Here is a 16,764-nt window from a genome sequence, read left to right as displayed (position 1 = left end):
TCACTCTGCTTAATATTTCTAATCTGTATCAATCATGCTGACTAAATGCTGGGGAGATTACGCAGGAAAAATCGTTTAGTTCGAGGCGCAAAGTGCAGTGACTAGTGGGCCTAATTGCAATCTTTGCAACAAAGAAATAAACGATTTTAACCAGTAATGTTCAGCAGATAGTTAGTGCGATTGATACCTAGTCTTTGCCAACATGAAGGATTGCAAGGAAAGCTTCTTGAGGCAGTTCAACGTTACCGATCTGCTTCATACGCTTCTTACCTTCTTTTTGTTTCTTAAGAAGTTTCTTCTTACGACTGATATCACCACCGTAACATTTTGCGATTACGTTCTTACGCAGTTGTTTCACTGTAGAACGAGCAATGATGTGGTTACCAATCGCTGCTTGAATCGCGATATCGAACATCTGACGAGGGATGAATTCTTTCATCTTCTCTACCAGTAGACGACCACGAGACTGAGCAATATCTTTGTGCGTAATGATAGCTAGTGCATCAACTGTTTCGCCATTCAGCAGTACGTCTACACGTACCATGTTTGATGGCTCGTAACGTTGGAAGTTGTAATCCAATGATGCATAGCCGCGAGACGTTGACTTCAGACGGTCGAAGAAGTCTAGAACTACTTCTGCCATAGGAAGATCGTACGTCACAGCAACTTGGTTACCGTGGTAGACCATGTCTACTTGTACGCCACGCTTCTCAACACACAGTGTGATTACGTTACCTAGGTAATCCGAAGGTACCAGAATATTACAGCGTGCAATTGGCTCACGAATTTCTTCTAGGTCATTAACCGCTGGCAGTTTAGCCGGGCTATCAACGTAAAGAACCGTTTTATCTGTTTTTACAACTTCATACACTACTGTTGGAGCAGTTGTGATTAGGTCTAGGTCGTATTCACGCTCTAGACGCTCTTGGATGATCTCCATGTGAAGCATTCCTAAGAAGCCACAACGGAAACCAAAACCAAGTGCTGCTGAACTTTCTGGTTCAAAGAACAGTGATGCATCGTTCAGGCTTAATTTGCCTAACGCGTCACGGAAGTTTTCGTAGTCATCAGATGATACAGGGAATAGACCAGCGTATACCTGAGGCTTCACTTTTTGGAAACCAGGTAGACGTTCAGTGCTGCCGCCTTTTGCAAGCGTCAACGTATCACCAACCGGTGCACCTAGGATGTCTTTAATACCACAAACAACCCAACCTACTTCGCCAGTATTTAGCTCTGTAGTATCGATTTGCTTAGGCGTGAAGATACCTAGACGGTCAACACCCCATACTTGGTCTGTCGACATTACTTTGATCTTATCGTTCTTCTTCAGCTTACCGTTTTTGATACGAACCAAAGAAACTACGCCAAGGTAGTTATCGAACCAAGAGTCAATGATCAACGCTTGTAGAGGCGCTTCAGGATCACCTTCCGGTGGCGGGATTGCCGTCACGATGTTTTCTAGAACATCATCAACACCCAAACCTGTTTTCGCAGAACAGCGAGTCGCTTCCATCGCATCGATGCCAACGATCTCTTCGATTTCTTCAGCAACACGTTCTGGTTCAGCAGCTGGTAGGTCAATCTTGTTCAAGATTGGCACTACTTCCAGTTCCATTTCGATTGCTGTGTAACAGTTTGCTAGAGTTTGTGCTTCAACACCTTGGCCAGCATCCACTACAAGTAGTGCGCCTTCACAAGCCGCTAGAGAACGAGATACTTCGTAAGAGAAGTCTACGTGTCCAGGAGTGTCGATAAAGTTAAGTTGGTAAGTTTCACCATCTTTAGCTTTGTAATCTAAAGTCACACTCTGCGCTTTAATTGTAATACCACGCTCGCGTTCTATATCCATAGAATCGAGGACTTGAGCTGCCATCTCACGTTCACTTAATCCTCCACAAACTTGGATTAAGCGGTCAGAAAGGGTCGACTTACCGTGGTCGATGTGGGCGATAATCGAAAAATTACGAATGTGCTTCATAGGCTTGGTGTGACTAAACTCTTTGAATAGGGATAATAAGAAAGCCGCGACGCGTCCAATCTACAGTCAGCATTGGTGGCGGCATTTCAATCAAGTTGGCAGATTCTACCCAATTTAAGGGCAAGAAGCATCATAAATTAGACGAGAGACTCACCTAGGATTCGAATCAAGACGACTTCTTGCTTGGATTTGTCTTCCATGGGTTTGGCTAACCGCTTCGCTAAGGCAATCCCACCAGCAGTAAACAGTGCTGCACTTAAGATAACAATGCCCTCGCCCCCCTGGAGTAAGGGTTGTAACAAGAGTTGCCCAAAACCAGCACCAATCATCAACATGAAAAGTGGGATGAGATAAACAATCGCCGCCGACTGAAGTAGGCTTTTTTCTGGAAAGCCAATTTCTACGATTTGTCCAGCTTTGACTAAGCTTTTGGTTTTAAGCTGCCAAAACAAAGATTTATTGCCAACAGCCTTGGTCACAATACCCGTACCGCAGTTTTTTTGAGAAGAACAGCTGCTACAACTGGTTTGTTGTTCGCAGCTCAATTGAACAAAGTATTGCTTACCTTTTTGTTCAACCGAGCTAACGGTCGCCAGCGCGGTCATCATTGCGCTTGTACCGATTTATTAAATGTAACTGACTGAGCAATACGTTTTGCAGTTGCCGGCGGAATGTCACCAACCACAGAGATCTCTTTATCGCCAATCACTAAGCTGTGCAAGGTTCTACGCCCTTGACGCACCAGCTGCCCTTTCAATGAATGCTCATCTTTTTCCGCGATATAAACCGAAAAGTTAAACAGTCCATCACTGAAAAGCTGACTTTCAACCATTTTATCGGTCGCAGCCATTTGATAGCGGCTAAGCTCTTTTGATTTAAACCCTTCAGGAATCCACGACGCTTGCCAGTTAGTTTCACTCACTAAGCCTTCCGGTAATGATAAAACTTTCGGCAATTGAGCTTGGCTCAAGCCACCCATAGCCTCAGCAATCTTATCGTTCACCACGTAAGAGATAGTGCGGTACTGTTCAAGCACTTCGCCATCACGATCCAAAAGGTCGGCACGCAAAGGAAGATTCGTTTTTTCGTCTACCCAAACCACGTAAGAGTAGCGAAGGCCATCTTTCGGCACGACACGCAGCACTTGAGTGGTGCTACCTGCTTCACGAGAGCGACCAACTTTCACAAAGTCGTAGTACTGATTCAGAGATTCGATATCTCGATTAATCATCGGAATAACAGGCGCAACCATGCTGCCTGACTGAATCGTAAATGGCTCTGTACCCGGCTCGATGTAGCTAACTTCGTTGCCACGTCGAATGACTTCACGAACAGGGCCGCTTAGATAAACAAGGTGTGCAAGTTGTTGGTCGTCGTTAACCGCATGGCGATAAACAAGAGGCTCAATACTGCTCTTCTTTATCAAAATGTAGGAGAGTTCGTAATTTAGATGCTGACTGGCCTCGTTCATTTGATGCAACAAGGCCTTTGCAGTGGTTTCCTCTGCAAAGGCTGTTGGAGACATCAAGCTGAACAGTGTCAGTGCACTGACCAGGATTTTCTTCATTCAATGTCCGATTCTAGATGTGCATCTTGCATTGGCGATGCATCACTGTTTAATCTTAGCTGCAGCTCATAATCTTCTAACAATGCATGAACGCGTTTGCGCTGCTCTTGCAAGTTAGCTTCAGATGCTGGTTTCTCAACAGAGTCACGCGTTAAACTTACTGGTTCCGCAGAACCGGCAAATGGAATCGTCTGGAGTACAGGCAACTGCTCTGGTGCTGCAGGGTCGCTACCACCATATTGTTGAACACCTAATACAACGGCTAATGAAACACACGCTGCCACGGCAACTTGTCCAAACTGTTGTAACCACGCCGGAAGCTGACGCTTCGCTTGCTGAGGTTTAGGTTGCTCTTCAATTGGAGCAACAGTAGGTTCAACATTCACTTGGTGCAGGTTCGACATTGAACCATGTGCAGGCTCGTTCTCAAGCGCTGCCGCTACACTATTAGCAATGTTCCACTCTGGAGTTTCTGGCGAATCCCCACGCATAACATCACCAATTAAATGGTAACTCTGCCAAGTATCCATGCTTTCTTGATCAGATTCTAGATCTACAATGAGAGCTTTATCGATCGTTTCACCATCCATTAGTGCCGAAAGCTTTTCTTTATCAGCCATTATTTTCACCATAATTATTACAAGTTCTAGCGTTGCAAAAGAGGTTTGATTTTCTTTTCCACCGCTTCACGAGCTCGGAAAATACGCGAACGTACGGTTCCTACAGGGCAATCCATTACTTCTGCAATCTCTTCGTAGCTCAAACCTTCGAGCTCTCGCAACGTCATTGCAGTTTTTAAGTCTTCTGGTAGCGCTTCAATCGCTCCAAAAACAACTTGTTTCAATTCTTTAGACAGCGTTAAGTTCTCAGGGTTCGATATTTCTTTTAACGCGCTGCCTGTTTCGTAATATTCTGCATCTTCTGCATCTACATCGGTTGCTGGCGGCCTACGGCTTTGGGCAACGATATGATTTTTAGCGGTGTTCACGGCAATTCGGTATAACCATGTATAGAAGGCACTCTCGCCACGAAAGTTAGGTATCGCGCGGTAAGCTTTAATAAAAGCTTCTTGTGCTACATCAGGTACATCACCGGAATTATTCACGTATCGAGAGATAAGATTACAAACTTTGTTTTGATACTTAACCACTAGTAAGTTAAATGCCTGCTTATCTCCACTCTGAACTCGCTCAATCAACACTTGATCGGTTAGCTGCTCGTTCATTCGAGCGGGTACTCCTATTGTTATAACCCTCACCTTCACAGATATGGGTACTAATTATACGAAATGTAGTATTGACACCACCGTCTACAAGAGCACTATTGTGACTAAGCCAAATACCGAAAGTTCCAACTTTCTTAAAATTATTTGCCATTATTGTTTCACAATGTGATGTAATAAAAATAGCTACCCCTATCAATTTGGGGAAACTTGAGCAAAAGCAATGGTATTGAGCAATTAAATATTTCTAGATAGCTGTCTATATATTGATTTTGCATAGCGTTTAAGGATGACTCTGGAGAGATTATAACAGTCTTAGCCAAACTCCTAAAACAAGACAAAGTCAATTGAGAGTGGACAACTCGACTATAGCCCGGGATTTAATAAGTTTTATGAACGCAAACCGTGAACATCAGTGTGATGTATTAGTGGTAGGAAGTGGTGCGGCAGGCTTGTCATTAGCCTTACGCGTAGCAGAACATGCAAAAGTAATTGTATTAAGCAAAGGACCACGCAGCGAAGGATCGACGTATTACGCACAAGGTGGTATCGCCGCGGTGTTCGATGAGTCGGACAGTATTGAGTCTCATGTAGAGGATACTCAAATCGCTGGGGCTGGGTTATGCGAAGAAGATACAGTTCAATTCATTGCTGAAAATGCGAAAGAGTGTGTGCAATGGCTGATTGATGGTGGTGTTCCATTTGATAAAGATGAGAACAGCACAGAAGGCCAACCAAAATATCACCTCACTCGTGAGGGTGGCCACAGTCACCGCAGAATTCTGCACGCTGCCGATGCAACTGGCATGGCGATGCAAACCTCACTACAAGATAACGTCAACAACCACCCAAATATCGAGATCTTCGAGCGCCACAATGCGCTGGATTTGATCACGGAAGATAAGATTGGTGGTTCAAAAGACAAGGTGATCGGTGCCTACATTTGGAACCGTAACCAAGAACATGTTGAAACCGTGCGCGCTAAGTTTGTTGTATTAGCAACAGGCGGCGCTTCAAAGGTTTACCAATACACCTCTAACCCAGATGTTTCTTCAGGTGATGGTATTGCTATCGCTTGGCGTGCGGGTTGTCGTGTGGCAAACCTTGAGTTCAACCAGTTCCACCCAACTTGTTTATTCCACCCAGAAGCGCGTAACTTCCTACTAACGGAAGCACTGCGTGGTGAAGGTGCTTACTTGCGTCGTCCAGATGGTTCTCGCTTTATGAAGGACTTCGATGAGCGCGGTGAACTGGCGCCACGTGATGTGGTTGCTCGTGCAATTGACTTCGAAATGAAGCGCTTAGGTGCCGACTGTATGTATGTTGATATCAGCCACAAGCCTGAAGAATTCATCACAGCGCACTTCCCGATGATCCATACTCGCTTGATGGACTTGGGCATCGACATGACCAAAGAGCCGATCCCTATCGTACCAGCCGCTCACTACACGTGTGGTGGTGTCATGGTGAATAAGCAGGGTCAAACCGACCTAACGAACTTGTATGCGATTGGCGAAGTGAGCTACACCGGCTTACACGGTGCAAACCGAATGGCTTCTAACTCACTGCTTGAGTGTGTGGTTTACGCATGGGCAGCAGCAAAAGATATCGTTGAGAACATCGACCAATCTCAACTGTGCGCTGAACTGCCAGCATGGGATGAAAGCCAGGTCACCAACAGTGATGAAGAAGTTATCATTCAACACAACTGGCACGAACTGCGCCTATTCATGTGGGATTACATGGGCATTGTTCGAACGGATAAACGACTAGAGCGAGCATTGCGTCGCATTCAGATGCTGCAACAAGAAACTCATGAGTACTACAGCTACTTCAAGGTTTCGAATAACCTATTAGAACTGCGTAACTTGCTACAAGTGGCAGAGCTAATGGTTCGTTGTGCAATGCAACGTAAAGAGAGCCGCGGCCTCCACTACACGTTGGATTACCCTGAACTTGCAGAAGACAGTGGCCCAACGATTCTGACGCCAGAGAAACGCCAATCATAATAATTGGTTAAACGTGCTTAGCGAATTAGCCGTCAGCGGAAAATGATTAAACGAAAGGGAGCCGAGTGCTCCCTTTTCTTTTGTCTAACGCTTTCTTTTATCTAATACTTTCTTTCATCGAATAGTTTGGCTTCTCTAGCGCGCTCGTTGTAAGTTCGCCAGAAAATGGCGATATTCTCGCTCGCAACAGCTGTCCCGCCAAAGCAGTACCGAGTGCCCACATTCAAACTGCAATTTAACGAAGAACTGCGCCCAGATCTTATCAACGGACTTGAGTCGGTAAGTTCGGTCATTGAGTCGAATATCACCATCCTCTCTGTAATCAAAACGCCCATAGACACTATTTAGAATCACATGATTGTTTCTGAACAAGCGGATCATTAAAGCTAAGCAATAAAGGCTGGCGGCAAGTGGAATAGAAGACAGGACAATGAAAAACAAAAGGCACCCAAAAATAGTGCCTTTTGCAAATAATGCGGAATACGAAGGGTTAAGCTGAAGCTTAACGAACCTTGCTGAGGTTGTGTGCGACAATTTTATCAACCATTGATGCATGGCCTAGGTTTTCACTGCGTCCGTGGCCCATTACCCAAGTAAACAAATCTGGATCATCACACTCTAATAGAGAAACAAACTCGCGCTGTTCCTGCTCTTGCAATGAATCAAAACACTCTTCGAAAAATGGCATGATGACTACATCAAGTTCTAACATGCCGCGACGGCAACCCCATTTAATTCGTGCTTTCTGCTCTGCAGTGTACATTGGCTATCCTCACCTATAATTTTTCTTTCTCGGAGTGTAACAAGTCATACGCCTTGCAACTACTATGTGAGTCACAGTCCCTATCTAAGCTCACAAAAAAACCTAGGCTGACAAAGAAACAGAACCGGATTAACATAGAGCCAAATAAAATTCTTAGGAAAGATAAAATGGATTGGAAAAACATATTTCAGCCACTCGCTCATACGCAAAATGAATCGCTTCCAGAACTGATGATGACACACGTATCAGACTGGAGTGCAATTACCATGATAGGCGATGACAAAAAGTCGTACCTACAGGGTCAAGTAACGTGCGATGTCGTCACTCTTCCTAATGATGAATCCACATTAGGCGCGCACTGTGATGCAAAAGGAAAGGTATGGAGTATCTTTCGTTTGTTCCACCACAACGGTGGCTACGCACTCATGCAACCTAAATCAGCGATTGAAGTCGAGCTCGTTGAAATCAAGAAGTACGCGGTGTTCTCTAAGGTCGATATCGAGCAAACGTCTGACGTTGTTATCGGTGTGATGGGTTCGTCAGCTAATCAATACATTGATTCTATTTCAGAAAGCCAAGGTAATGTGCGTGCTATCTCTGGTGGTACAGCGGTTCAAGTTGCAGATAACCGCTGGGCTCTACTTGTGACAGAAGAAGCCGCTGAAGCCTTGGTATCAAACAGCGCTGCGGAGAAAGTATCAGAAACACTTTGGCAATATCATGAAATTCTTGATGCTCAGCCTAACCTATCGAAAGCAGAGCAAAACGAGCACATCCCTCAAGCGCTTAACCTGCAAGCGATTGGCGGTATCAGCTTTTCAAAAGGCTGTTACACAGGTCAAGAAACGGTTGCTCGTGCTAAGTACCGTGGCATGAACAAGCGTGAGATGCGCATTGTGTCGGGCACAACTGCGGACGTGCTGTCGTTAGAAAACCCTATTGAACTGGAACGTAGTGTGGGTGAGAACTGGCGTGGCGCAGGCCGACTATTAAACGTCTATCAATTTGCTGATAACCGAGCGATTGGTTTGATGGTACTGCCAAACAACCTTGATGACGATGTTCAGCTGCGACTGACCGCGCAGCCTGATCAAACATGGAATATCCTGCCACTGCCGTACAGCCTTGACGACGAGTAACCACGTGGAAACGCAGATTACACAATGGCTGGATCAACAGCAGGTGAATTATCGCCTGCTGATGCAAAGCAAGCCAACCACCAGCATTGAAGAAACCGCACAAGAGCGAGGCATCGACGCCTCTCAAATGGTGAAGTGCATCCTGCTCAAGGATATGGGCAACCAGTATGCGTTAGCCTGTACTGCTGGCGATCGCTCTGTCGACCCCAAGAAAGTACGCTCGGTACTGAATTGCCGTCGAATGACCTGCGTGTCGCTCGCTGATGTTGAAGCGATCACCGGTTTTAAAGTGGGTTGTGTTGGTCCGCTCGCTCTCAAGAGACACATGCCGATCATTTTTGATCCTTCCATTCAAAACAACTCGACCGTAACCATTAGCTCCGGCGACCGAATGGCTGGCGTTGCGTTGGATCTCAATGATCTTATGGCGCTATGTGCACCGACCGTCGCGGACATCAGTCGATGATCGTTTCGATCAGATCATGCTTCGCAAACTTCATTTGAATATTTCATTGAGTACATTTTTAATGTGAACTTCGTCATAAGAAGAACACACCATTAATAAATAGTTACTCAAAATAAAAGCATAAGTAGTCACAAAGTTAAATTTGCGTTATTGTAAATTTACTGACTAGCTATTAAGCAAATCAGTGCAAGTGAATCCACTGAGTAACATCAGTATCCACTTTTGTGTAATGCATCTGTGACTATTCGCCCGTTTTAGACGGGCTTTTTTTTGTCCGAAATTTACAATTTGATTACACAAACAAAAAAATCCCGCCTATTCTTATACTTGTAACATTATCACTGCTTAATACTGAACAGAAAAGTTCACGGCAGTTCACCACTCAGTATTATTTTGGGGAGGAGCTCACGTAAAAATAGATATTTACTGAAGAAAGTGCTTAGAACAGCACAAATATCTAATTAACGTCAACGCTACTGCATATAACTCCATGCTTATCACAATTATTATCTCGGAGTTTTTCTATAATATGCAGGCTAGGTAAATATAAGGATAATTAAGAATGAGACTGTTTAAGCGCTATACACCGAGTATGATTGCTAAACATGTAAGTCGACTTTTCAAAGGACGAATCTACATTTACGGCGTAGGAAAATTTGAGTTTGATAACGGTAAGCTAGTGCTACCAGACCGAGCAGAAAAACGTCACTTTCAAACAGTGAAAGAAATAAATAGTGAAATCATGAAACTGCGCTGCGCGTACGCATGACCTGATTATCTACAGAATTAAAAACAAAAAGGGTTGGCATTATGCCAACCCTTTTTTCGTACCAATTTTCGTATCAATGATGATTCGATATACCACCAGAACACTATGTCATTATCGATGAGTCACTGGACGCTTAGCTAAGTCAGGAAGATTGCCAGACAAACCCAGTGCGCGCTTCATGATCTCATCTTTCGCACCCGGTAATTGGCCCGCAAGCTTCATACCAATGCCACGAATCAGCTTCTTAGCTGGGTTATCGCCTTCAAACAGATCTTTAAAGCCCTGCATTGAAGCAATCATTTTCGCCGCCTCTGCTTTTCTCCAGCGCTCGTAGCCGCGAAGATTACGCTTGGTGCCAATGTCTTCACCCGCAGACCATAGCTTTAACAGCTCTTGCGCTAGGCTTGCTGCGTCTAATAGGCCAAGGTTCACGCCCTGCCCTGCTAATGGGTGAATGGTATGAGCAGCATCACCAACCAAAGCCACACGCTCTACCGCAAAGTCACGCGCATAACGCATGCGCAGTGGGAAGGCAAAACGGTCACCAACCACTTCACATAAGCCCAGCTTTGCATCGAACTCAGCTGTTAACTGCTTGTTGAATTCAGCATCCGACATTGATACGAGGTTCTCGGCACGATTTGGTTCCGTAGACCAAACAATCGAGCTCATGTTGCTTGGTTGCATTGGTAGGAATGCCAATGGGCCTTGAGGCGTGAAGATTTGACGAGCAACGCTGTGGTGCGGCTCTGTGGTTTTGATGTTCGCGACAATCGCACTGTGTCCGTAATCCCAATGTGTTAATGGGATATCTTGCTGCTTACGAACCCAAGAGTTTGCGCCGTCTGCTCCAACAACTAACTTAGCTGTCAGTGCTTGACCATTGTCCAATGTTAACCAAGCTTCACTTTCACCAATCGCCATCGTTTTACACGTTGCGGGCATATACAGGCTGACGTTGTCTTGTTTCTTAACCTGATCAAGCAGCGCTAATTGAATCACACGGTTTTCAACGATATGACCAAGATTAGGCTGAGCCAAGCGTGTCAAGTCAAACTCAATACGAGCGAAACTGTCTTGTTCCCACACTTCCATCGCTTGATACGGTGCAGCGCGTCTTTGTTCGATACCTTGCCATGCACCTAGGTTACGAAGAATCACTTCACTAGAACGACTCAACGCGGATACACGCACATCAGGCAGCTCACTCAGCCCTTCACTAGGCGCTCTGCCTTCAATGACAGCGATTCTTAGGTCACTGTCTTTTAGGGCAGCAGCAAGCGCTAGGCCAACCATGCCACCACCAACAATCGCGATATCAACACTTTGCATCATTATTTATTACCTTATCTTTCTACTAGGCCAAGCGTATGACGCAAAAGTGGACCTTTAAGTGGTGGAAGGTTATCTATTACGGCTAACCCAAGATTACGCCCAATGCGAGCGGTCATATAATCGTTTGAGAACAGGTGAACTAGGCTTGAAGTCAACGTGATCGTTGCGTCTCGGTCTTGTTCTCTACGCTTTCTAAAGTTAACAAGACCACGGTAACGACCTACATCATCTAACTGGGTACACAACTCTTCTGCCAAGGAAGCCACATCTCGGATGCCTAGGTTAAAGCCTTGCCCCGCAATTGGGTGAAGCGTTTGAGCAGCATTACCAACAATGGCAAATCGATGAGAGATATTTTGCTGTCGGTGACGAAGAATCAGAGGGTAACTCGCGCGCTTGCCGACCTTCTCTAATCGGCCAAGTCGCCAGCCAAAGTCATTCTGCAATTGCTCAAGAAATTCATTGTCGTTTAGCGTCATCACTTTTTGTGCTTGCTCTGGTGTTAAACACCAAACCAGCGATAAACGGTTGTCACTCATCGGTAATAGAGCAACTGGCCCATGATGGGTAAAACGCTCAAATGCGCGACCTTGGTGAGGTTCACTCGCCACAATATTGGCAATCACAGCGACTTGCTCAAAGTCATGCTCACTCAATGAGATATTGAGCTGTTGGCAACAGGTTGAGATTGCACCGTCAGCAGCAACCAGTAACTTAGTGGTTACTGTTTGCCTACTTGTCAGTTCAATCGTCGTCAACGCTTCTTCACGTTCAACTTTACTAACAGACTCAGGACAAAGCATGGTAATTGCCGCTTCTGATTCAAGTTTCTGCTGATAGATTCGACCCACATCTGCTAACTCGACCACGTAGCCAAGCGCATCTACAGCAAGCTCTTCACTGTAGATGTCTGTCATTCCGGCATGCCCGCGATCCGAAACATGGATATCTTTAATCGGGGTCGCGACCGGAGCGATAGATTGCCATAAGCGCAAAGAATCCAGGATCTGCACTGTGCCATAGGACAAAGCAATCGAACGAGAATCAAACCCAGGGTGAGCTTGATGATCAACCTGATAAGGCTCCACTACCGCAATCGACAGTGAACCTTGGCTTAGGTGATTCAAAGCAAGGGCTAAGGTTGCCCCTGCCATTGCGCCACCAGCAATTACAACATCATACTGAGCCATCATAACCTCAAACCGGCCAACGAATTAATGAATGGTAGGCGCCGCATCTTCAGATGGGCGAGCACCAAATTCAGCATGAATCGTTAGTGCACACGCTTTTACGTGCTCAATAACGTGCTCTAGAAGCTGCGCTTGCTCTTCCAGATCATCATCTTCGTCAATGCCTAGCTTGGCCATCTCTTCTAGATCAACTAATGCTTCTTTTGTACTGTCAGACGCTTTGTTCAATTGAGCGCCAACCAAGCCTAGACCAGAAATGAAATGGTTAATCCAATCAGACACACCATCAGCCAAGTCAAATAGGCTTGCGCTTGCGTCTTCGTCCGGCAGCAGCATAGACAGTTCCATGCCTGAGCCTGTGATTTCACTGGTTGTGACTTTCAGTGTTGCTTCCGCAAGCGTTAGCGCGCGATCTGGCCAGCCCATACCTTCATTGGTGTAATCGAAGATCAGTGGTTGCCAGCTTTTATCTGCAAGGTTTAAGCCTCCGCTTAACATACCCGTTAATAAACCATGCATCTCAGCAGGGGTTACGGCTAGACTTGCCGATTGAAGTTCAGTCGCAACCGTTAGGTAGTCAGGTAAAGTAGTTTCGCTCATCAGATAGCTCGCTCAGTTATTCTTTATATCGATAGTATAATCGTACCACTTCACCCCAATTCTGGTAAGCATCGATCCCCAGCAATTGAAGGATGACTGACTACCAATTGTTCAATTTGCTGAATTACTGTGTGCTCAAGCTCTCATTTACAAACAGTCACTCTGAAAAGCTTGAATCTTAATAGCGGTTTACCTATAGTTTCTCCCTCAGAGGAGATTGCTTCCTCATCGGTACTTGCACTTTTTCTTTCTCAAAAAATGGCGAAGGGCAACAGCCTTAAAATAGCGCGTTAAAGAGTTCATCCATCATGAGTAATCAAGCGGTAGACGTTGAAATATTAGGAAAACTGACTCGAGTGAATTGTCCACCAGGGCAAGAAGAGTCATTGATTGCAGCGGCGGCCGATCTTGATAATCGATTGAAAGAGATGGCTGAACGTACTAAGGTAACCAATGAAGTGAAGCTGCTGACTATCGCAGCTCTGAATATTTGCTACGAATTACAAACCAAGAAGTTTGAAGCAAATGATGAACAAAACGCACTGACCGAGCGAATGGAACAGCTCACGACATCACTTTCAGATGTCCTCAGTAAAGTTAAGCACGGACAGCAATAGCGTACACAAAATTTACCCTGGAGTGTTTGTCAGAGGATTCACGTCCCCGAGCCGATAAGCAATCCCTAAGGGTTAGTACTTGAGTGCTATTGAGCATGCTCGGCCCGACCGAGAAGCCTACGGTAATCATTGCTGATCCGCCTTGAACTCGCTGGTTCAAGGGCCATCTATTCTCAACGGCACTTTGGGGTATCCCTTCTTATGAAGACGCTCACACGCAGCGAATTTCGCAAACAGATCCGTATCAAACGCAATGCCTTATCTGGCGACCAACAAACTCAATCCGGTATCGACTTAGTTAAGCAGTGCATGCAGCTTGATGAAATTCAGTCTGCTCAGCATATTGCCCTCTATATCTCTATCGATGGCGAACTCGATACTCAGCCTTTAATCGAATGGTTATGGGCGCAAGGTAAGCACACTTATTTACCAGTATTGCACCCCTTCTCTGCCGGGCACCTGCTGTTTTTACACTACTCGCCAACCACACCGACGGTCTTGAATAAGTACGGTATTGTCGAACCTCAGCTCAATCAAATGCTGGTTAAACCTTGTCAGCAACTCGACCTTATTCTTACGCCCCTTGTCGGCTTTGACTCCCATGGCCATCGTTTAGGTATGGGCGGCGGATATTACGATCGCACCTTGGCAAAGTGGTTCGAGACGGGCGAAGGTGCAGCTCCTATTGGTTTGGCTCATGATTGCCAACATGTTGATACGCTACCGATTGAAGAATGGGACATTCCGTTACCTAAAATCGTGACTCCGAGTAAAACTTGGCAATGGGAAAACAACCATTAAAGCGCTATAATCGCGCCGCAAACGTTAACCTCGATATAGAAACGTTAACTCAATATCTAAACGTTAACTTCATCATTACGCAAACGATCAATTCAAAGCGCAAGACCTTATTCAGGAGAATGGCATGACTCAAGATGAAATGAAAAAAGCAGCTGGCTGGGCAGCACTTCAATATGTTGAAGAAGGCAGCATTGTAGGTGTAGGTACTGGCTCTACAGTAAATCACTTCATCGACGCACTTGGCACAATGAAAGACAAAATCAAAGGTGCGGTTTCAAGCTCTGTTGCTTCAACGCAGCGACTAGAAGAGCTAGAGATCAAAGTGTATGAGTGTAACGATGTCGCTAAGCTAGACATCTATGTTGATGGCGCAGATGAAATCAACCCAACTCGCGATATGATCAAAGGCGGCGGCGCTGCTTTGACTCGTGAAAAAATCGTAGCGGCTATCTCTGATAAGTTTGTGTGTATTGTTGACGGTACTAAAGCAGTTGATGTGTTGGGTAAATTCCCACTGCCTGTTGAAGTAATCCCAATGGCACGTTCATACGTGGCACGTGAGTTGGTTAAGCTTGGTGGTGACCCAGTTTACCGCGAAGGCTGCACAACCGATAACGGCAACGTGATCCTAGATGTGTACGGCATGGCGATCGAAAACCCGAAACAACTAGAAGATATCATCAATGGTATAGCTGGTGTGGTGACGGTTGGTCTGTTCGCTCACCGTGGTGCTGATGTGGTTATCACCGGCACGCCTGAAGGTGCAAAAATCGAAGAATAAATAATAGAAGATTGAGTTTTTCTGTTACTTCATTACATACGGTGCCCTAGGGCGCCGTTTTTTTTGCTTTATTGCTGTAAAATTATGTCTTATTCCGTAATTTTCTTACCCAAAACATTTTTTTTTTGTTACTTTATTGTTCAGAAGACGCACAGGGAAAACGTTTGTCTCCTAACAAAGTGGTGAATTTGTTCCCCTTTCAGCCATTTTGTAGCACGTGCGCCGCATTTGCCCAACCTTTCCATTTTAAGGACGAGAACAATGGCCAAAGTTTCACTGGAAAAAGAAAAAATTAAAATTCTACTTCTAGAAGGTCTTCACCCTTCTTCTGTAGAAGTACTGCAAGCCGCTGGTTACACAAACATTGAGTACCACAAAGGCTCGCTACCGGAAGATGAACTTCTTGAAGCAGTAAAAGATGCTCATTTCATTGGTATTCGTTCTCGCACTAATATCTCCCAAGAAGTTATTGATGCAGCTGAAAAGCTGGTTGCCGTCGGTTGTTTCTGTATTGGTACTAACCAAGTCAACCTTCAAGCAGCAGCAAAACGCGGTATCCCTGTGTTCAACGCACCGTTCTCAAACACTCGAAGCGTTGCTGAGCTCGTTCTTGGTCAGGTTCTATTGCTACTACGTGGCATTCCAGAAAAGAACGCGCTTGCACACCGTGGCATCTGGAAAAAGAGTGCCGACAACTCTTACGAAGCCCGTGGTAAGCGTTTAGGTATTATTGGCTACGGTCACATCGGTACTCAACTGGGTATTATTGCTGAAAACCTTGGCATGCGTGTTTACTTCTACGACATTGAAAACAAACTGTCTCTGGGTAACGCAACGCAAGTTCATACCATGACGGAATTACTGAACAAGTGTGACGTAATCTCTTTGCATGTACCTGAAACCAACGAAACAAAAGACATGATGGGTAAAGAAGAGTTCGAGCGCATGAAGCCTGGTTCTATCTTTATCAACGCAGCTCGTGGCACGGTAGTCGATATTCCTGCTCTGTGTGGCGCTCTGGAGTCTGGACACCTTGCAGGTGCGGCTATTGATGTTTTCCCAACAGAACCAAAAACCAATGCAGACCCGTTTGAGTCTCCATTAATGCAGTTCGATAACGTGATCCTAACGCCTCACGTGGGTGGTTCAACTCAAGAAGCACAAGAGAACATTGGTGTTGAAGTTGCTGGTAAGCTAGCGAAATACTCTGATAACGGCTCTACGCTATCAAGTGTTAACTTCCCTGAGGTATCACTACCACTGCATACTGGAACGTCTCGTTTATTACACATTCACGAAAACCGCCCAGGCATCCTAACTCAGATCAACACCATCTTCGCTGAGGAAGGGATCAACATCGCGGGTCAATACCTACAGACTGCGGCTGATATGGGTTATGTCGTTATCGATGTAGAAGCCGATCGCTCTGAAGAAGCACTGCTTAAACTGAAAGAGATCGAAGGCACAATCCGTGCTCGTCTTCTTCACTAATCATCGCACTCAAAATGTCTCGTCCTAAAATAC

At 45.4% G+C, this 16,764-nt stretch carries 18 protein-coding genes and 1 other RNA gene; 9 read left to right on the top strand and 10 right to left on the bottom strand.

Annotation, left to right across the window (positions count from 1 at the left end):
• Positions 1 to 187: 187 nt before the first annotated feature.
• The 5 genes from lepA to rpoE all read right to left on the bottom strand — a co-directional run bounded on the left by lepA (position 188) and on the right by rpoE (position 4,773).
• Positions 188 to 1,981 carry a translation elongation factor 4 gene (lepA, locus tag AB4493_RS10665; protein ID WP_017059045.1) on the bottom strand — a complete coding sequence of 598 codons (1,794 nt, stop codon included), beginning with the start codon at positions 1,979 to 1,981 and terminating at the stop codon, positions 188 to 190.
• Positions 1,982 to 2,118: 137 nt separating this feature from the next.
• Positions 2,119 to 2,589, bottom strand: a complete 471-nt coding sequence (locus tag AB4493_RS10660; RefSeq protein WP_017059046.1) for a SoxR reducing system RseC family protein — start codon at positions 2,587 to 2,589, stop codon at positions 2,119 to 2,121.
• Positions 2,586 to 3,548, bottom strand: a complete 963-nt coding sequence (gene rseB / locus AB4493_RS10655; protein WP_017059047.1) for a sigma-E factor regulatory protein RseB — start codon at positions 3,546 to 3,548, stop codon at positions 2,586 to 2,588. Before rseB ends, AB4493_RS10660 begins: the two co-directional genes overlap by 4 nt.
• Positions 3,545 to 4,168: a sigma-E factor negative regulatory protein gene (locus AB4493_RS10650; RefSeq protein WP_017063205.1), complete on the bottom strand. Its 624-nt coding sequence runs from the start codon at positions 4,166 to 4,168 to the stop codon at positions 3,545 to 3,547. Before AB4493_RS10650 ends, rseB begins: the two co-directional genes overlap by 4 nt.
• Positions 4,169 to 4,194: 26 nt before the next feature.
• Positions 4,195 to 4,773, bottom strand: a complete 579-nt coding sequence (gene rpoE / locus AB4493_RS10645) for an RNA polymerase sigma factor RpoE (RefSeq protein ID WP_008223963.1) — start codon at positions 4,771 to 4,773, stop codon at positions 4,195 to 4,197.
• A 389-nt stretch (positions 4,774 to 5,162) separates the two neighbouring features.
• Between rpoE and nadB the strand changes: the two genes are divergently transcribed.
• The gene (nadB, locus tag AB4493_RS10640) at positions 5,163 to 6,779 is read left to right on the top strand and encodes an L-aspartate oxidase (RefSeq protein ID WP_017059049.1); all 1,617 of its coding nucleotides are present in this window, start codon (positions 5,163 to 5,165) and stop codon (positions 6,777 to 6,779) included.
• Between the two features lie 135 nt (positions 6,780 to 6,914).
• Here nadB and AB4493_RS10635 read toward each other — a convergent pair whose 3' ends face one another.
• Together AB4493_RS10635 and AB4493_RS10630 are read right to left on the bottom strand one after the other, a co-directional pair.
• Positions 6,915 to 7,334 (bottom strand): protein YgfX, encoded by a 420-nt coding sequence (locus AB4493_RS10635; RefSeq protein WP_324295273.1) that lies wholly within the window; start codon positions 7,332 to 7,334, stop codon positions 6,915 to 6,917.
• Positions 7,282 to 7,542 (bottom strand): succinate dehydrogenase assembly factor 2, encoded by a 261-nt coding sequence (locus AB4493_RS10630; RefSeq protein WP_004735374.1) that lies wholly within the window; start codon positions 7,540 to 7,542, stop codon positions 7,282 to 7,284. The genes AB4493_RS10635 and AB4493_RS10630 overlap by 53 nt, the downstream gene beginning before the upstream one ends.
• A 167-nt stretch (positions 7,543 to 7,709) precedes the next feature.
• On the opposite strand from AB4493_RS10630, the gene ygfZ reads away from it, so the two are divergent.
• The 3 genes from ygfZ to AB4493_RS10615 all read left to right on the top strand — a co-directional run bounded on the left by ygfZ (position 7,710) and on the right by AB4493_RS10615 (position 9,916).
• Positions 7,710 to 8,681, top strand: a complete 972-nt coding sequence (gene ygfZ / locus AB4493_RS10625) for a tRNA-modifying protein YgfZ (RefSeq protein WP_102398276.1) — start codon at positions 7,710 to 7,712, stop codon at positions 8,679 to 8,681.
• Positions 8,682 to 8,685: 4 nt separating this feature from the next.
• Positions 8,686 to 9,147, top strand: coding sequence for an aminoacyl-tRNA deacylase (locus AB4493_RS10620; RefSeq protein ID WP_029235114.1), 462 nt, complete (start codon positions 8,686 to 8,688; stop codon positions 9,145 to 9,147).
• Between the two features lie 562 nt (positions 9,148 to 9,709).
• The gene (locus tag AB4493_RS10615; protein WP_009847660.1) at positions 9,710 to 9,916 is read left to right on the top strand and encodes a DUF1107 domain-containing protein; all 207 of its coding nucleotides are present in this window, start codon (positions 9,710 to 9,712) and stop codon (positions 9,914 to 9,916) included.
• Positions 9,917 to 10,027: 111 nt separating this feature from the next.
• Here the strand turns inward: AB4493_RS10615 and AB4493_RS10610 are convergent, their stop codons facing one another.
• The 3 genes from AB4493_RS10610 to AB4493_RS10600 are packed head-to-tail and all read right to left on the bottom strand — an operon-like array spanning position 10,028 to position 13,041.
• Complete coding sequence (locus tag AB4493_RS10610; RefSeq protein ID WP_372154963.1) at positions 10,028 to 11,251, bottom strand: FAD-dependent 2-octaprenylphenol hydroxylase; 1,224 nt, start codon at positions 11,249 to 11,251, stop codon at positions 10,028 to 10,030.
• An 11-nt stretch (positions 11,252 to 11,262) separates the two neighbouring features.
• Positions 11,263 to 12,441: a 2-octaprenyl-6-methoxyphenyl hydroxylase gene (ubiH, locus tag AB4493_RS10605; RefSeq protein ID WP_372154987.1), complete on the bottom strand. Its 1,179-nt coding sequence runs from the start codon at positions 12,439 to 12,441 to the stop codon at positions 11,263 to 11,265.
• Between the two features lie 24 nt (positions 12,442 to 12,465).
• Positions 12,466 to 13,041, bottom strand: a complete 576-nt coding sequence (locus AB4493_RS10600) for a YecA family protein (protein WP_136973763.1) — start codon at positions 13,039 to 13,041, stop codon at positions 12,466 to 12,468.
• A 308-nt stretch (positions 13,042 to 13,349) separates the two neighbouring features.
• Here AB4493_RS10600 and zapA point away from each other — a divergent pair, with 308 nt between their 5' ends.
• From zapA to serA, 5 genes are all read left to right on the top strand, one after another.
• The gene (zapA, locus tag AB4493_RS10595) at positions 13,350 to 13,658 is read left to right on the top strand and encodes a cell division protein ZapA (protein WP_004735366.1); all 309 of its coding nucleotides are present in this window, start codon (positions 13,350 to 13,352) and stop codon (positions 13,656 to 13,658) included.
• Between the two features lie 11 nt (positions 13,659 to 13,669).
• Positions 13,670 to 13,853: non-coding RNA, 6S RNA (gene ssrS / locus AB4493_RS10590), on the top strand.
• Positions 13,854 to 13,859: 6 nt separating this feature from the next.
• Positions 13,860 to 14,459, top strand: coding sequence for a 5-formyltetrahydrofolate cyclo-ligase (locus AB4493_RS10585; protein ID WP_372051300.1), 600 nt, complete (start codon positions 13,860 to 13,862; stop codon positions 14,457 to 14,459).
• 124 nt (positions 14,460 to 14,583) lie between these two features.
• Positions 14,584 to 15,240, top strand: a complete 657-nt coding sequence (rpiA, locus tag AB4493_RS10580) for a ribose-5-phosphate isomerase RpiA (protein ID WP_017059057.1) — start codon at positions 14,584 to 14,586, stop codon at positions 15,238 to 15,240.
• Between the two features lie 261 nt (positions 15,241 to 15,501).
• Entirely contained in the window at positions 15,502 to 16,731 is a 1,230-nt protein-coding gene (gene serA, locus AB4493_RS10575; protein WP_017059058.1) for a phosphoglycerate dehydrogenase, read from the top strand.
• Positions 16,732 to 16,764 lie beyond the last annotated feature (33 nt).

The sequence above is a fragment of the Vibrio sp. 10N.222.55.A1 genome, from assembly GCF_041473835.1.
Taxonomy (GTDB): domain Bacteria; phylum Pseudomonadota; class Gammaproteobacteria; order Enterobacterales; family Vibrionaceae; genus Vibrio; species Vibrio crassostreae_C.
The sequence above is the reverse complement of the archived record's forward strand: the minus strand, read 5'-3'. Positions and strand labels throughout refer to the sequence as shown.

Excerpts from the sequence above, each read along its gene's own strand:
- lepA (WP_017059045.1), bottom strand. The coding sequence starts at position 1,981 with ATGAAGCACATTCGTAATTTTTCGATTATCGCCCACATCGACCACGGT.
- AB4493_RS10660 (WP_017059046.1), bottom strand. The coding sequence starts at position 2,589 with ATGATGACCGCGCTGGCGACCGTTAGCTCGGTTGAACAAAAAGGTAAG.
- rseB (WP_017059047.1), bottom strand. The coding sequence starts at position 3,548 with ATGAAGAAAATCCTGGTCAGTGCACTGACACTGTTCAGCTTGATGTCT.
- AB4493_RS10650 (WP_017063205.1), bottom strand. The coding sequence starts at position 4,168 with ATGGCTGATAAAGAAAAGCTTTCGGCACTAATGGATGGTGAAACGATC.
- rpoE (WP_008223963.1), bottom strand. The coding sequence starts at position 4,773 with ATGAACGAGCAGCTAACCGATCAAGTGTTGATTGAGCGAGTTCAGAGT.
- nadB (WP_017059049.1), top strand. The coding sequence starts at position 5,163 with ATGAACGCAAACCGTGAACATCAGTGTGATGTATTAGTGGTAGGAAGT.
- AB4493_RS10635 (WP_324295273.1), bottom strand. The coding sequence starts at position 7,334 with ATGCATCAATGGTTGATAAAATTGTCGCACACAACCTCAGCAAGGTTC.
- AB4493_RS10630 (WP_004735374.1), bottom strand. The coding sequence starts at position 7,542 with ATGTACACTGCAGAGCAGAAAGCACGAATTAAATGGGGTTGCCGTCGC.
- ygfZ (WP_102398276.1), top strand. The coding sequence starts at position 7,710 with ATGGATTGGAAAAACATATTTCAGCCACTCGCTCATACGCAAAATGAA.
- AB4493_RS10615 (WP_009847660.1), top strand. The coding sequence starts at position 9,710 with ATGAGACTGTTTAAGCGCTATACACCGAGTATGATTGCTAAACATGTA.
- AB4493_RS10610 (WP_372154963.1), bottom strand. The coding sequence starts at position 11,251 with ATGATGCAAAGTGTTGATATCGCGATTGTTGGTGGTGGCATGGTTGGC.
- ubiH (WP_372154987.1), bottom strand. The coding sequence starts at position 12,441 with ATGGCTCAGTATGATGTTGTAATTGCTGGTGGCGCAATGGCAGGGGCA.
- AB4493_RS10600 (WP_136973763.1), bottom strand. The coding sequence starts at position 13,041 with ATGAGCGAAACTACTTTACCTGACTACCTAACGGTTGCGACTGAACTT.
- zapA (WP_004735366.1), top strand. The coding sequence starts at position 13,350 with ATGAGTAATCAAGCGGTAGACGTTGAAATATTAGGAAAACTGACTCGA.
- AB4493_RS10585 (WP_372051300.1), top strand. The coding sequence starts at position 13,860 with ATGAAGACGCTCACACGCAGCGAATTTCGCAAACAGATCCGTATCAAA.
- rpiA (WP_017059057.1), top strand. The coding sequence starts at position 14,584 with ATGACTCAAGATGAAATGAAAAAAGCAGCTGGCTGGGCAGCACTTCAA.
- serA (WP_017059058.1), top strand. The coding sequence starts at position 15,502 with ATGGCCAAAGTTTCACTGGAAAAAGAAAAAATTAAAATTCTACTTCTA.